This is a genomic window from Kitasatospora sp. NPDC097643 (assembly GCF_040302625.1).
GTDB lineage: Bacteria > Actinomycetota > Actinomycetes > Streptomycetales > Streptomycetaceae > Kitasatospora.
In genome coordinates this window covers 1-13,699 of the sequence record NZ_JBEOSA010000115.1, presented here as the reverse complement: position 1 = coordinate 13,699, position 13,699 = coordinate 1, and the positions used below count along the sequence as shown (strand labels likewise).

Genomic DNA, 13,699 nt, shown 5'->3' with positions numbered 1-13,699 from the left:
GGCGTCCGGTGCGGGCGGGCGTCCCTTTTCTCGAAGCCTTCACGCGGGCGGCCGGTCAGGCGACGTCGCCCCGGTGCCCCGCGAGGACGTGCCCGGCGACAAGCGCCTGGTCGGCTACGTCCTCGGCGACCCGGGCCTCGACCCGACCGCCCTGCGGGACCTGGTCGGCGAGAACCTGCCCGAGTACATGGTCCCGGCCGCCGTCGTCGTCCTGGACACCTTCCCCCGGACGCCCAACGGCAAGCTGGACCGCGGCGCCCTGCCCGCCCCCGACTACTCCGCCACCACCAGCACCGGCCGGGCGCCGCGCACCCCGCAGGAGGAGATCCTCTGCGCGCTGTTCGCCGAGGTGCTGGGCCTGGACGGGGTCGGCGTCGACGACGGCTTCTTCGCCCTCGGCGGGCACTCCCTGCTCGCGATCCGCCTGATCAGCCGCATCCGCACCGCCCTGGACGCCGAACTGCGGATCCGTGACCTCTTCCAGCGCCCCACCCCCCGCCGCCTCGCCGCCCTGCTCGACGACCTGGTCGGCGCCCGGCCCGCGCCGCTGCCCGTCCCGCGCACCGGCGCCGAGCCGCTCTCCTTCGCCCAGCGCCGGCTCTGGTTCGTCTCCCGCCTGGAGGGCCCGAGCGACACCTACAACAGCTCGCTGGCGCTGCGGCTGCGCGGCCCGCTCGACGTGCCCGCGCTCCGGACCGCCCTCGCCGACCTGGTCGGCCGGCACGAGGCGCTGCGCACCGTCTTCGGCGAGCGCGACGGCGAGCCGTACCAGCGGATCCTCGACCCCGACCCGGCCCGCCCGGAGCTGCACCTCGCCGAGTGCACCGAGGCGGAGCTGGACGCCACGGTCTCCCTGGCCGCCACGTACGTCTTCGACCTGGCCGCCGACCTGCCGCTGCGGCCCACCCTGGTCACCCTCGGCCCGGACGAGCACGTCCTCCTCCTGGTCAGCCACCACATCGCCACCGACGGCTGGTCGATGGTCCCGCTGCTGCGTGACCTGTCCACCGCGTACGAGGCGCGCCGCGCCGGGCAGGCGCCGAGCTGGGCGCCGCTGCCGGTGCAGTACGCCGACTACGCCGCCTGGCAGCGCGAGCTGCTCGGCGCGGAGGGCGACCCGGACAGCCTGCTCGCCCGGCAACTCGACTACTGGCGAGGACAGTTGGCCGGTCTGCCGGAGGAGCTGGCGCTGCCGGCCGACCGGCCGCGCCCGGCGGTGGCCTCCTTCACCGGCGGCGTGGTGTCCACCGAGCTCGACCCGGACCTGCACCGGGCGCTGGCCGCCCTGGCCCGGGAGAGCGGGGTGACGCTGTTCATGGTGCTCCAGGCCGGTCTGGCCGCGATGCTGTCGCGGCTGGGCGCCGGGACCGACCTGCCGATCGGCATGTCGGTGGCCGGGCGGACCGACGAGGCGTTGGACGAGCTGGTCGGCTTCTTCGTCAACTCGCTGGTGCTGCGCACCGACGCCTCCGGCGACCCGACCTTCCGCGAGCTCCTCGCCCGGGTCCGGGAGACCGACCTCGGCGCCTTCGAGCACCAGGACGTGCCCTTCGAACGCCTGGTGGAGCTGGTCAACCCGGCCCGCTCCAGCGCCCGCCACCCGCTCTTCCAGGTGCTGCTCCAACTCCAGAACATCGCCGAGGCCCGGCTGGAGTTCCCCGGCGTCGAGGCCGCCTTCGAGGACTTCGGTTGGGACCGGGCCAAGTTCGACCTCGCCCTGGTCTTCTCCGAGCGCCGGGACGAGACCGGAGCGGCCACCGGCCTGGCCGGCTCGCTGGAGTACTCCGCGGACCTCTTCGACCGGGAGACCGCTCAGTGGCTGCTGGACTGCCTGGTCCGGGTGCTCACCGAGGCCGCCGCCGCCCCCGACGGCCGGGTCGGCGCGCTCGACCTGCTCGGGCCGGACCAGCGGGCCCGGCTGCTGACGGACTGGAACGCCCCGGCCGGGGTGCCGCTCACCGCCTGCGCGCACCAGGTGTTCGAGGCCGTCGCCGCCCGCACCCCGGAGGCGACCGCCCTGATCCACCGGGACGACCGGCTCAGCTACGCCGAGCTCAACGCCCGGGCCAACCGGCTGGCCCGGCACCTGCGGGCCGCCGGGGTGACCCGCGGCCAGGTGGTGGGTCTGCTGCTGGAACGCGGTACCGACCTGGTGGTGGCCATCCTCGCCACCCTCAAGGCCGGCGCCGGCTACACCGTCCTGGACACCGACTTCCCGGTCGAGCGCTGGAACGCCGTGCTCGCCGAGGTCGACGGCGACGTCGTGGTCACCACCGCCGAACGCGCCCCGCTGGTGCCCGCCGCCCGGGCGCTGCCGGTGGACACCGACGCCGCACGGATCGCCGGGTACGACCCCGCCGACCTCGGCCTGCCCGTCGCCCTGGACGACGCCGCCTGCGTGATGTTCACCTCCGGCTCCACCGGACGGCCCAAGGGCATCCTCGCCCCGCACCGCGCCCTGGTCGCGACCCTCCGGGACCAGGACTTCGCGGACTTCGGCAGCGACCAGGTCTGGCTGCAGTGCGCCCCGGTCTCCTGGGACGTCTTCGCCATGGAGCTGTTCGGCCCGCTGCTGTCCGGCGCCACCTGCGTCCTCCAGCCCGGACAGCGGCCCGAACCGGCCGTCATCGCCGCCCTGGTCGCCGAACACCGGGTGAGCACCGTGCACCTGTCGGCCAGCCTGCTGAACCTCATGCTCGACGAGTACCCGGAGACCTTCGCCGCCGTCGACCAGGTCCTCACCGGCGGCGAACCCGCCTCCATGCCGCACGTGCGCCGCCTGCTGGAGCTGCGCGACGGCGCGATCCGGCTGGTCAACGGCTACACCCCGGCCGAGAACATGATCTACGCGCTCTGCCACACCGCCGTCCCGGCCGACGCCACCGCGCTCACCCTCCCGGTCGGCCGCCCGATGGCCCGCAAGCAGGTGTACGTCCTGGACGGCCACCTCAACCTCGTGCCGCCGGGCGTGGCCGGGGAGCTGTACATGGCCGGCGAGGGCCTGGCCCGCGGCTACGCCGGCCAGCCCGCGCTGACCGCCGAACGCTTCGTCGCCAACCCGTTCGAGCCCGGCACCCGGATGTACCGCACCGGCGACCTGGTCCGCTGGCGGGCCGACAGTGTGATGGAGTTCCTCGGCCGCGCCGACCACCAGGTGAAGATCCGCGGCTTCCGGATCGAACCCGCCGAGGTGGAGGCCGCACTCAGCCGCCAACCCGGCGTCCGGCAGGCCGTCGCGCTGGTCCGCGAGGACACCCCCGGCGACAAGCGCCTGGTCGGCTACGTCGTCGGCGACCAGGGCCTCGACCCGGCCGCGCTGCGCAGGGGCGTCGCCGGCACCCTCCCCGACCACCTGCTCCCCTCGGCGATCCTCGTCCTCGACGCCCTGCCGCTGATGGCCAACGGCAAACTCGACCGCAAGGCCCTGCCCGCCCCCGACCACACCCTCGCGGGCACCGGCCGCGCCCCCCGCACCCCGCGCGAACAGCTGCTCTGCGCCCTGTTCGCCGAGGTGCTGGGCCTGCCCGCGGTCGGCGCCGACGACAACTTCTTCGCCCTCGGCGGCCACTCCCTGCTCGCCCCCCGGCTGATCAGCCGGATCGGCGCCGCCTTCGGCAGCGAGCTCGGCATCCGCGACCTGTTCAACCGGCCCACCGTGGCCGAACTCGCCGACCTGCTGCACGGCGACGGCGCCGACGACACCGGCGACGCGCTCGGCGTGCTGCTCCCGCTGCGCCCCGGCGGCAGCGCCACCCCGCTGTTCTGCGTCCACCCCGGCGCCGGCATCAGCTGGGTCTACACCGGACTGCTCCGCCACCTCGATGCGCGCATCCCGGTGTACGGACTCCAGGCCCGCGGCCTCACCGAACCCGGCGCCCTGCCGGACGGCATCGCGGAGATGGCCGCCGACTACGTCGCGGAGCTGCGCACCGTCCGCCCGCACGGCCCGTACCGGCTGCTCGGCTGGTCCTTCGGCGGCATGGTCGCGCACGCCATGGCCGTCCAGCTCCAGGCCGCCGGCGAGGAGGTCGAGCTGCTGGCCGTCCTGGACAGCTTCCCCGAGCTGCCGGCCGCCACCGGCCGCCCGCTCGACGCCGACGAGCCGCGCACCCTGGCCGCCCTGCTCGCCTCGCTCGGCCACCAGCCGTCCGAGGACGAGGACGCCGAGGAGGTGGACCGCCCGCTGTTCCGGGACCTGCTGCGCCGCGACGGCAGCCCGCTCGCCGCCCTGGACGACCAGGAGGTCTCCGCGCTCGCCGCGGTCTTCGCCAACAACACCAACCTCGCCCACACCGGCGCGAGCGGCCGCTACCGCGGCGACCTGCTGCACTTCCACGCCACGCTCGGCAAGCCCGCCGACGCGCCCCGCCCCGAGGACTGGCGCCGGTACGTCACCGGCGCCGTCCACACCCACGACCTGGCCTGCACCCACGGCGCGATGACCCGGCCGGAACCGATCGCCGCGATCGCCGCCGCCCTCACCGCCGCCCTCACCGAGAAGCCGGCCCACGACGACCCCACCCCGAGGAGCACCGCATGAACATCGAACAGGCCCGGGAGTTCTACGCGTTGATCGACACCGACGACGTCACCGGACTCGTCGCCCGGTTCGCCCCCGAGGCCGCCTACCACCGGCCCGGCTACGACCCGCTGGTGGGCCGGGAACGGCTGCGCCGCTTCTACGCCGAGGAGCGGGTCATCAAGGAGGGCCGCCACCAGCTCGAACGGGTCGTCCAGGCCGACGGCCTGACCGCCGTGCACGGCAGCTTCCGCGGCACCCTGCGCGACGGCCGCCCGGCCGCCCACCGCTTCGCCGAGTTCTTCGAACTCACCGCGGACGGCCTGATCGAGCGCCGCGACACCTTCTTCTTCGTCTCCCTGGTCTGACCCGCTCGACCTCGTCCGACCCGCTCGACCTGGTCCGACCCGCTCGACCTCGTCCGACCCCCACCCACACACCCACGGAGGAACCCGTCATGACCGCCGCCGCGCAGCTCAACGCCATCCCCGTCGACCCCGACCGGGTCATCACCGACCCCGGGTACGGCGAGGCCTTCACCGAGCACCTCTTCAGCATCGACTGGACCCCGGACAAGGGCTGGCACGGCGCCGAGCTGCGCCCGCTCGGCGACATCAGCCTGCACCCCGGGACGATCGGCCTGCACTACGGCCAGGTCATCTTCGAGGGGCTCAAGGCGCACCGCCGGGTGGACGGCACCGTCGCCGCCTTCCGCCCCGAGGACCACGCCCGCCGGTTCCAGCGCTCCGCCCGCCGACTGGCCATGCCGGAACTGCCCGAGGAGATCTTCGTCGGCGCGATCGAGCAGCTGATCGCCCGCGACGGCGGCATGCTCTCCGAGGACCCGACGCACTGCATCTACCTGCGCCCGATCATGTTCGCCACCGACGTCACCCTGATGCTGCGGCCCTCCAACGGCTTCCGCTTCCTGCTGATGGCCTTCGTCGCCGCCGGGTTCTTCGGCGACAACGTCGAGTCGGTCTCCGCCTGGGTCAGCCACGACCACGCCCGGGCGTTCCCCGGCGGCACCGGCGACGTCAAGGTGGCCGGCAACTACGCCGCCTCCTTCCTCGCCCAGCGCCGCGCCCAGGAGGCCGGCTGCCAGCAGGTGCTCTGGCTGGACGCGGTCGAGCGCAAGCACATCGAGGAGATGGGCGGGATGAACATCTTCTTCGTCCGGGGGAGCGGCCCGGGCGCCGAGGTGGTCACCCCGCAGCTGACCGGCACCCTGCTGCCCGGCGTCACCCGCGACACCGTCCTCGGGCTGGCCGCCCGGCTCGGCCTCACCCCGCGCGAGGAGCGGGTCCCGCTCGCCCAGTGGCGGGCCGAGTGCGAACAGGGCCTGGTCACCGAGGTGTTCGCCTGCGGCACGGCCGCGGTGATCACCCCCGTCAAGTCGATCCACGACTCCGGCGAGGAGTGGGTCATCGGCGACGGCACCCCCGGCCCGGTCACCCTCAGCCTGCACCGCGAACTGGTGGACCTCCACCACGGCCGCAGCGAGCAGCCGCCGGCCTGGGCCGACACCGCGCGCTGACCCGCCCGATCCGCCCGACGTTCCTTGCCCAGCCGACCGGAGACCAGGACGACATGACCGCCGCGAACGCACTGACGCTGATGGACGGGTTCCGTCCCGAATGGACCCAGAACCCCTACGGCCTCTACCGGATCCTCCGGGAGCGCGGCCCGGTCTACTGGGACGACATGATGCGGGGCTGGGTGGTCCTCGACCACGCCCTGATCACCCGGCTGGGCAAGGACGAACGGCTGTCCGGCGCCCGGATCGGCGACTTCCACGAGCAGCTGCCGCCCGCCGCGCAGACCGAACTCGCGCCGCTCGCCCACACCCTGTCCGACATGATGCTGTTCAACGAACCGCCCAAGCACGCCCGGCTGCGCGGACTGATCAAGCCGGGGCTCACCCCGCGCTTCATCCGCTCGATGCGGCCGGTCATCCAGGACCTCGCCGACTCGCTGCTGGACCGGGCGATGGCCGCCGGCCGGTTCGACGTCGTCGCCGACTACTCCGAGCCGCTCGCCCGGGGCATGATCGCCTCGCTGGCCGGCGTCCCGGAGGACGCGGCGCACCTGCTGGAGAACTGGCAGAGCCTGCTGCACGAGCTGTTCAGCCAGTCCAGCCGCGAGTTCGGCCGACTCGCCGGCCTGCGCGCCGCCTTCGACCGGGTGGCCGAGGAGCGCCGGGCCGGCACCAGCACCGACCGGTTCAGCGAGATGATCGCCGGTCAGATCGCCAAGGAGGACTTCACCGACGACGAGGTGTACGCCAACTTCCTGCTGCTGATCGACGCCGGCCAGGCCACCACCACCCACCTGATCGCCAACGCCGTGCTGGCGCTGATCCGCCACCCCGACCAGGCCAAGCGGCTGCGCGAGGACCCGGAGCTGTCCGCCAACGCCGCGCACGAGTTCATGCGCTACGACAGCTCCGTCCAGTTCACCACCCGGATCGCCACCGAGCCGATCGAGGTCGAGGGCACCCTCATCGGGGCGAACCAGCCCGTCATCCTGGTCCTCGGCGCGGGCAACCGCGACCCGCTGCGCTATGCCGACCCGGACACCCTGGACGTCGGGCGCCGGGCCAACGACCACCTCTCCTTCGGCCACGGCATCCACTACTGCCTGGGCGCGGCGCTCTCCCTGGCGGAGATCGACATCGCCGTCTCCACGCTGCTGCGCCGCACGGCGGAGCTGCGGCTGGTGAACAGCGAGGTGGAGTGGCTCGACAGCATCAACTTCCGGTTCCTGAAGAGCCTTCCGGTGGAGTTCCGCCCGGCGGGCTGACCGGGCCGGCCCGGCCGTGGCGTGGCCCGGATATCGGGTGGATATCGGCGGCTGGAAGGCTGATCGCACCGCAGCACCACAGCAGAACGACCCAGGAGGTAGACCATGTTGAGCGTCCGCAGCCGCATCGCCGTCCGCTGGAGCGCCGCCGCCCTCACCGTGCTGGGCGCGGTGGTGGCCGTCGGGGCGACGGCGGAGAGCTCATCGGCTGCCGGTGCCACGGGGACCACCTCGACGGTCCAGGACACCCCGGCCACCCCCGGCACGCCGTCGCCGAGCCCCACCGGGCCCGGCAGCGGCGGCCACGACGTCTGGAACAACACCAGCCAGGTGTGGGACCCGACCCCGACCACGCCGGCGGCCGACTAGGGCGTGTCCGGGCCTGTTCGCCGGACCGGCCCCAGGGTCGCCCGGTTACCCGGAGGCGGCCGACACCGCCGCGTCCAGGGTCGCCAGCAGGTCGCCGACCAGCCCGACCTCGGGCATCGCGAGCCGCTCGAACAGGCCCTGGGCCCGGTGCAGGTGCCCCCGGGCCTCGGCCGTCGGGCCGCGGTCGGCCAGCGCCTGGGCCAGCACGACCAGGGCGTGTGCCTGGTCCCGTTCGGCCGACAGCTCCTCGCACTCGGCGAGCGCCTGCCGGGCCGCGGTGACCGCCTCCGGGCCCCGGCCCAGGTGGCGCAGGGTGTCGGCGAGCCGGTAGCGGGCCTGGGCCCGGCGCAGCCCGAGCCCGGCGGTCCGGCAGACCTCCAGGCACTCCCGGTAGGTGGCCACCGCCTCCCGGTAGGCGCCCGACTCGTGCGCGGCGATGCCCAGCACGTACAGCGCGTACGACACCCCGGGCAGGTCCGCCTCGGCGCGCAGCGCGGGCAGCAGCTCCCGGCAGGCCCGCGCGCCCTCGGCGGACCGGCCGCCGCGCACCCGGGCCATCGCCGCGTTGAGCGTGGTGACGGTCTGCCCGGTGCGGTGGCCCAGGGCCCGGGCCAGCGCGTGCGCCTCCTCGCTGAGCCGCACCGCCTCGTCGAAGCGGTGCTGGAACTGGGCGAGCAGACCGAGGTCGTTGAGCACCTGCTGGAGGATCACCAGGTCGCCGACCGCCCGGCAGGCCACGGCGGCGCGGTGGCTGTGCTCTGCGGCCTCGTCCAGCCGGGTGGCCTGCACCGCCAGGTTGCCCCGGATGAACTCGGCCCGGCCGAGCGAGTGCCGGTCGGTACGGTCGGCGGCCGCGGCCGACACCGCCGCCGCGGCCACCGCGAGCCGTTCGTAGCGCGGGTCCGCATCGAACGGGCAGAGCGCGATCAGCAGGTCGGCGGCGGTGCGCAGGTCCTCCGCCGAGGCGGCCGCGGTGGTGGCGGCCAGCACGGCGGTGATCGCCGCGTCGAACTCCTCGGCCACCCAGACAGCGGCGGCGCGGGGGGAGTCGAAGCGCAGTCCGGGCACCGCCGGGGTGCGCAGCGCGGCGCTGATCGGGTCGCCCGGCACCACCTGCTGGAAGGCGGCGGTGGCGGTGGCGAGGAGGAAGTCCAGCTGGCGGCTCAGGGCCGTCCGGGTCTCCACCGGGTCGTCCGGATCGCCGAGTTGGGAGGCGAAGACGCGCAGCAGCTCGTGGTAGCGGTAGCGGCCGGCCCGGGTCTGGGCGATCATGCCCGCGTCGACCAGGGACTCCAGCAGGTCCTCGGCGCGGCGCTGGTCCACCGCGAGCACCGCGGCCGCGGCGGGGACGCCGATGTCCGGCCGGCTCACCGCGGCGACCATCCGGAACGCGGTCGCCTGCTCCGGGGTCAGCTGCCGGTAGCCCCAGTCGAAGGCGCTGGCCACCGCGAGGTCGCCGAGCTGGAGTTCGGCCATCCGGTGCTGCTCGGCGGCGAGCCGGTCGGCGAGCCGGGCCACCGTCCAGGACGGCCGGGAGGCCAGCCGGGAGGCGACGATCCGGATCGCCAGCGGGAGCCGGCCGCAGTAGCGGATCAGTTCCCCGGCGGCGGCCGGGTCGGCGTTGACCCGGCCGGGCCCGGCGGCCTGGGCGAGCATGCCGGTGGCCTCGTCCGGGGTGAACACGTCGAGGTCGACCTGGGCGGCGACGGGCAGGCCGAACAGCCGGGCCCGGCTGGTGACCAGGACGGCGCAGCGCGCCGAGCCGGGCAGCAGCGGGCGGACCTGTGCGGCGTCCCGGGCGTTGTCCAGCAGGATCAGCACCCGCCGGCCGGCCAGCAGCGAGCGGAACAGCCGGGAGCGGTCCTCCAGGGTCTCCGGTACGGCGTTGGGGGCGACCCCGAGCGCGGTGAGGAAGCTGGCCAGCAGCACGCTGGGCCCGGCCGGCTTGGGCTGGTCGCCGCGCAGGTCCGCGTACAGCTGGCCGTCCGGGAAACCGGCCCGCAGCCGGTGCGCGACCCGCAGGGCGAGGGTGGTCTTGCCGACGCCGCCCATGCCGGAGATCGCCGCGAGCGGCAGCACCGCGTCGTCCTCGGTGTCCTCGACGGCCCGGCCGAGCGCCCCGTGCAGCGCGGCCAGTTCCGCCGCCCGCCCGGTGAAGTCGGCGATGTCGGCGGGCAGCTGGGCCGGGACCAGGGCCGGCGGGGCGGGTGCCGGGGCGGCGGCGGGCGCGGTGTGCGGCGCGGCGGTGCCGAGCAGCGCCGGGTCGTTGCGCAGGATCCGCTGGTGCATGTCGCGCAGTTCGGGGCCGGGGTCGATGCCGAGTTCGGCGGCGAGCAGCCGCCGTACCCGCTCGAACACCGAGAGCGCGTCGGCCTGCCGCCCGCTCTGGTACAGCCCGCGCATCAGCAGCACGTAGGGGCGTTCGCGCAGCGGGTGCTCGATGGTGAGCTCGCGCAGCACCGGGACGGCGCGGCTCTGGTCGCCCAACTCCAGGTCCAGGCCGCACTTCTCCTCCAGCAGGCTGACCCGCAGGTCGGCGAGCCGGGCCCGGTGCTGCTCGGCGAAGGGTCCGGGCACGCCGGCCAGCGGCTCGCCGTACCAGAGGTCGAGCGCCTCGTCGAGCAGCCGCCGGGCCCCGTCTCGGTCGTCGCCGGTGCGGGTGGCGCCGAGCGCGGCGGCGGCCAGGCTCTCCGCCCGGACGGCGTCCACGCTCTCGGCGGGCAGCACCGTGCGGTAGCCGTCCCCGACCGAGGTGAGGATCGCCGGCGCGCTGCGGTCCGGCTCCAGCGCCTTGCGCCACCGCCAGGCGTAGGTGCGCAGCATCGCCGAGGCGCTGACCGGTGCGGCGGCGCCCCAGACCGCCTCGATGAGCTCCCCGGCCCCGGCGGCCCGCCCGTCCCGCAGCAGCAGGGCGGCCATCATCGCCTGCTGCAACGGTGATCCGACGGGCAGGGCCTCCTCGCCGCGGACGGCGGAGACGGGGCCGAGCAGGAAGAAACGGATCGGCTGGCTCATGGCAGACAGTCCCCCCTCGAACCGAATCACTGAGTGATGTCCAACCCCCGTTGATCAGCGCAGAGTGATTCTCTCCCCCCGGAGAGGCAATCCCTACGTATTAGTAACACAATTTCATCATGTACAAAGCGCCGGAAGTACTTCCGGTGAACAGGTCCGTTCGTCAGTCCGTCGGGCAGTGCGTCCCGGCGGCCGGAACGGTGCCGCCGACCAGGAAGGCGTCGACGTCGCCGCGGATGCAGGAGCTCGCCCCGTAGGCGGTGTGGCCCTCGCCGTCGCGGGTGAGCAGCACGGCGTTGCCGAGCTCGGCGGTGAGCTTCTCGGCCCACGCGTACGGGGTGGCCGGGTCGCCGGTGGTACCGACGACCAGGATCGGGGCGGTTGCGGTGGACTTGATGACGTGCGGCTTCTCGGTGGCCCGGAACGGCCAGATCCGGCAGTCCGGGTCGAACAGGGCGAGCGTCGGGTCGTGCTTGCTGACCAGCGGCGCCTTGGCGGCGAGGTCGGTGTACGCGGCCTGGAGCTGCTCGCCGGCCGGGGCGTCGGTGGCGCCGTCGGCGCAGTGGATGGCGGTGTAGGCGTCGGCGGAGGCGCCGTAGTGGCCCTTGTCGTCACGGCCGTTGTAGCCGTCGGCGAGGTCGAGCAGGTAGTCGCCCTTGCCGCGGAGCATGGCCCAGGCGAGCACGTTGCGCAGGTCGGTCCAGGCCTTCTCACCGCCGTAGAGCCGGCTGAGCACGCCGGTCCAGGCGGCGTTGGCGGTGACGGTGCGGCCCTTGGCGGTGGTGAGCGGCTTGTCCTTGAGGCCGTCGAGGAAGCCGGCGAGCTTCTCGGCGGCGTGGTCCGGGTCGCTGCCGAGCGGGCACGGGTTCTTGCCGACGCAGTCGGCGGCGAAGGCCTTGAGGGCGCGCTCGAACCCGGCCTGCTGCTCGATGTTGTGCTGCACCAGCGAGAAGGACGGGGAGGTGGCGCCGTCCAGGACGAGCCGGCCGACCCTGTCCGGGAACTCCTCGGCGTAGAGCGAGCCGAGGTAGGTGCCATAGGACATGCCGAGGTAGTTGAGCTTCTGGTCGCCGACGGCGGCGCGCAGCACGTCCATGTCGCGGGCGGTGTCGCGGGTGCTCAGGTGCGGCAGCAGCTTGGCGTACTTGGCCTGGCAGGCGTCGGCGAGCTGCTTGCCGTGGTCGGCGCCGGGCTCGTCGGTGGTGACCCAGCCGTCCCGGGCCTGGTCCGGCAGGCAGTTGACCGGGCTGGTGCCCGCGGTGCCGCGCGGGTCGAAGCCGACCAGGTCGAAGCGGTCGTGCAGGGTGCCGTCCCACCGGGTGGGGTTGTACTTGACCATGCCGACGCCGGAGCCGCCCGGGCCGCCGGGGTTGAGCAGCAGCGAGCCGATCCGCTGGTCGGCGTGCGCGGCGGGGTAGCGGACCACGGCCACGTCGAGGGTGTCGGTGGCCGGGGCGGCGTAGTCCAGCGGGACCTTGAGGGTGGCGCACTGCACCACGGACTCGTCGACCTTCTCGGTCTCCGGGTCGTCCGGGCACGGGGTCCAGGCGAGCTGCTGGCCGTAGAAGGCCTTGAGCGCCGGGTTGTCGGCGCCGGTCGGCTTGGCGGTCGGCGTCGGGGTGGGCGTCACCGTGGGTGTCGGGGTGGGCGTGGCGGTCGGGCTGGGGGCCGCGCCGGTGGTGGTCGTGGCGGGGGCGGCGGTGGTCGCGCCACCGCCGCCGGAACAGCCGGTGAGCAGGGCGGCGGCGAGGAGGGCGGCGGGGACGGCACGCCGGGGGAGACGGGAGGGCTGGAGGTGCACCGCACACAAATATCACCAGATAGTCACACCGGTCACCTCGGGTATTCCCGCCCCGCTCGCCCACCGCGCACGGGGTTCGGGTACAGTCCGGATCCGGCTGACGCTCGATCACCTCCTGTGGTTGAGTGTGCCGACGACGCCGTACGGGGAGGGCAGGGCGTGGAGAACCTGGAGCACGCGGAGAACACCGACGCCGAGGACTGGCTGAGCGAGGTCCGGTACGAGGAGATGCCCTCGGTCGACCTGCGCACCGACCAGGCCCACCCGGCGCGGGTCTACGACTACCTGCTCGGCGGGAAGACCAACTTCCCGGTGGACCGCGCGGTCGGCGACCGGATCCTCACCGAGTGGCCCGGCTCGCGCGCGGCCACCAACGCCGCCCGCACGGTCATGCACCGGATGACCCGCCGGCTGGCCGAGGTGCACGGGATCCGCCAGTTCCTGGACGTCGGCACCGGTATCCCCATCGCGCCCAACCTGCACGAGGTCGTCCAGGCCGTCGACCCGGCCTGCCGGGTGGTCTACGTCGACAACGACCCGATCGTGCTGGCCCACTCGCGCGCGCTGCTCACCAGCGCCCCCGAGGGCCGCACCGCCTACGTCGAGGGCGACATCCGCGAGCCGGAGAAGTTCCTCGCCGACCCGGCGGTGGCCGCCACCCTGGACTTCACCCAGCCGATCGCGCTCACCCTGATCAACCTGGTGCACTTCCTGTCCGACGAGGCGGCGCACCCGCCAGTGCGCAAACTGCTGGACGCACTGCCCTCCGGCAGCTTCCTCGCCCTCACCGCCGGCACCACCGACTCGATCCCCGACCGGGTCGCGATCGGCTCCAAGCGCTACTCGGAGGCGGGGATCGAGAACCACCTGCGCACCCGCGAGGGCGTCGAGCGGTTCTTCGCCGGCCTGGAGCTGGACGACCCGGGAGTGGTGCTGATCAACCGCTGGCACCCCGAGCTGGGCGAGGGCCCACAGCTCGGCGACCACGAGGTGGCCGCGTACGCGGGGCTGGCCCGCAAGCCCTAGGTGTTTCCTTGCCTGTGACGGGGCGGCCGCTGCGGAAGCGGCCGCCCCGTCAGCTCTAGGGCCGGACAGGCCCTAGGTGTTCTGTCCCGTGAGGTTGGGGATGCGGCTGGCGGGTGGTTTGCCTGCGAGTGCGGTGTGTCCGCGGTGGTGATTGTAGGTGTGGAGCC

8 protein-coding genes are annotated in these 13,699 nt (G+C 74.2%); 6 read left to right on the top strand and 2 right to left on the bottom strand.

Annotation, left to right across the window (positions count from 1 at the left end; translation table 11 throughout):
- Nucleotides 1-73 precede the first annotated feature (73 nt).
- The 5 genes from ABTY15_RS38440 to ABTY15_RS38420 all read left to right on the top strand — a co-directional run bounded on the left by ABTY15_RS38440 (nucleotide 74) and on the right by ABTY15_RS38420 (nucleotide 7,690).
- Nucleotides 74-4,540, top strand: coding sequence for a non-ribosomal peptide synthetase (locus ABTY15_RS38440; protein ID WP_350606818.1), 4,467 nt, complete (start codon nucleotides 74-76; stop codon nucleotides 4,538-4,540).
- The gene (locus ABTY15_RS38435) at nucleotides 4,537-4,887 is read left to right on the top strand and encodes a nuclear transport factor 2 family protein (RefSeq protein ID WP_350606814.1); all 351 of its coding nucleotides are present in this window, start codon (nucleotides 4,537-4,539) and stop codon (nucleotides 4,885-4,887) included. Before ABTY15_RS38440 ends, ABTY15_RS38435 begins: the two co-directional genes overlap by 4 nt.
- A gap of 89 nt (nucleotides 4,888-4,976) precedes the next feature.
- The gene (locus ABTY15_RS38430; protein WP_350606809.1) at nucleotides 4,977-6,056 is read left to right on the top strand and encodes a branched-chain amino acid aminotransferase; all 1,080 of its coding nucleotides are present in this window, start codon (nucleotides 4,977-4,979) and stop codon (nucleotides 6,054-6,056) included.
- 53 nt (nucleotides 6,057-6,109) lie between these two features.
- Complete coding sequence (locus tag ABTY15_RS38425) at nucleotides 6,110-7,321, top strand: cytochrome P450 (RefSeq protein WP_350606806.1); 1,212 nt, start codon at nucleotides 6,110-6,112, stop codon at nucleotides 7,319-7,321.
- Between the two features lie 105 nt (nucleotides 7,322-7,426).
- Entirely contained in the window at nucleotides 7,427-7,690 is a 264-nt protein-coding gene (locus tag ABTY15_RS38420; protein WP_350606803.1) for a hypothetical protein, read from the top strand.
- Nucleotides 7,691-7,735: 45 nt separating this feature from the next.
- Here ABTY15_RS38420 and ABTY15_RS38415 read toward each other — a convergent pair whose 3' ends face one another.
- Together ABTY15_RS38415 and ABTY15_RS38410 are read right to left on the bottom strand one after the other, a co-directional pair.
- Nucleotides 7,736-10,705, bottom strand: a complete 2,970-nt coding sequence (locus ABTY15_RS38415; RefSeq protein ID WP_350606800.1) for an AfsR/SARP family transcriptional regulator — start codon at nucleotides 10,703-10,705, stop codon at nucleotides 7,736-7,738.
- 163 nt (nucleotides 10,706-10,868) lie between these two features.
- Nucleotides 10,869-12,506, bottom strand: a complete 1,638-nt coding sequence (locus ABTY15_RS38410) for an alpha/beta hydrolase (RefSeq protein WP_350606796.1) — start codon at nucleotides 12,504-12,506, stop codon at nucleotides 10,869-10,871.
- 159 nt (nucleotides 12,507-12,665) lie between these two features.
- Here ABTY15_RS38410 and ABTY15_RS38405 point away from each other — a divergent pair, with 159 nt between their 5' ends.
- A complete protein-coding gene (locus ABTY15_RS38405) occupies nucleotides 12,666-13,532 on the top strand; it encodes an SAM-dependent methyltransferase (protein ID WP_350606792.1) in 867 nt (288 codons plus the stop codon).
- Nucleotides 13,533-13,699 lie beyond the last annotated feature (167 nt).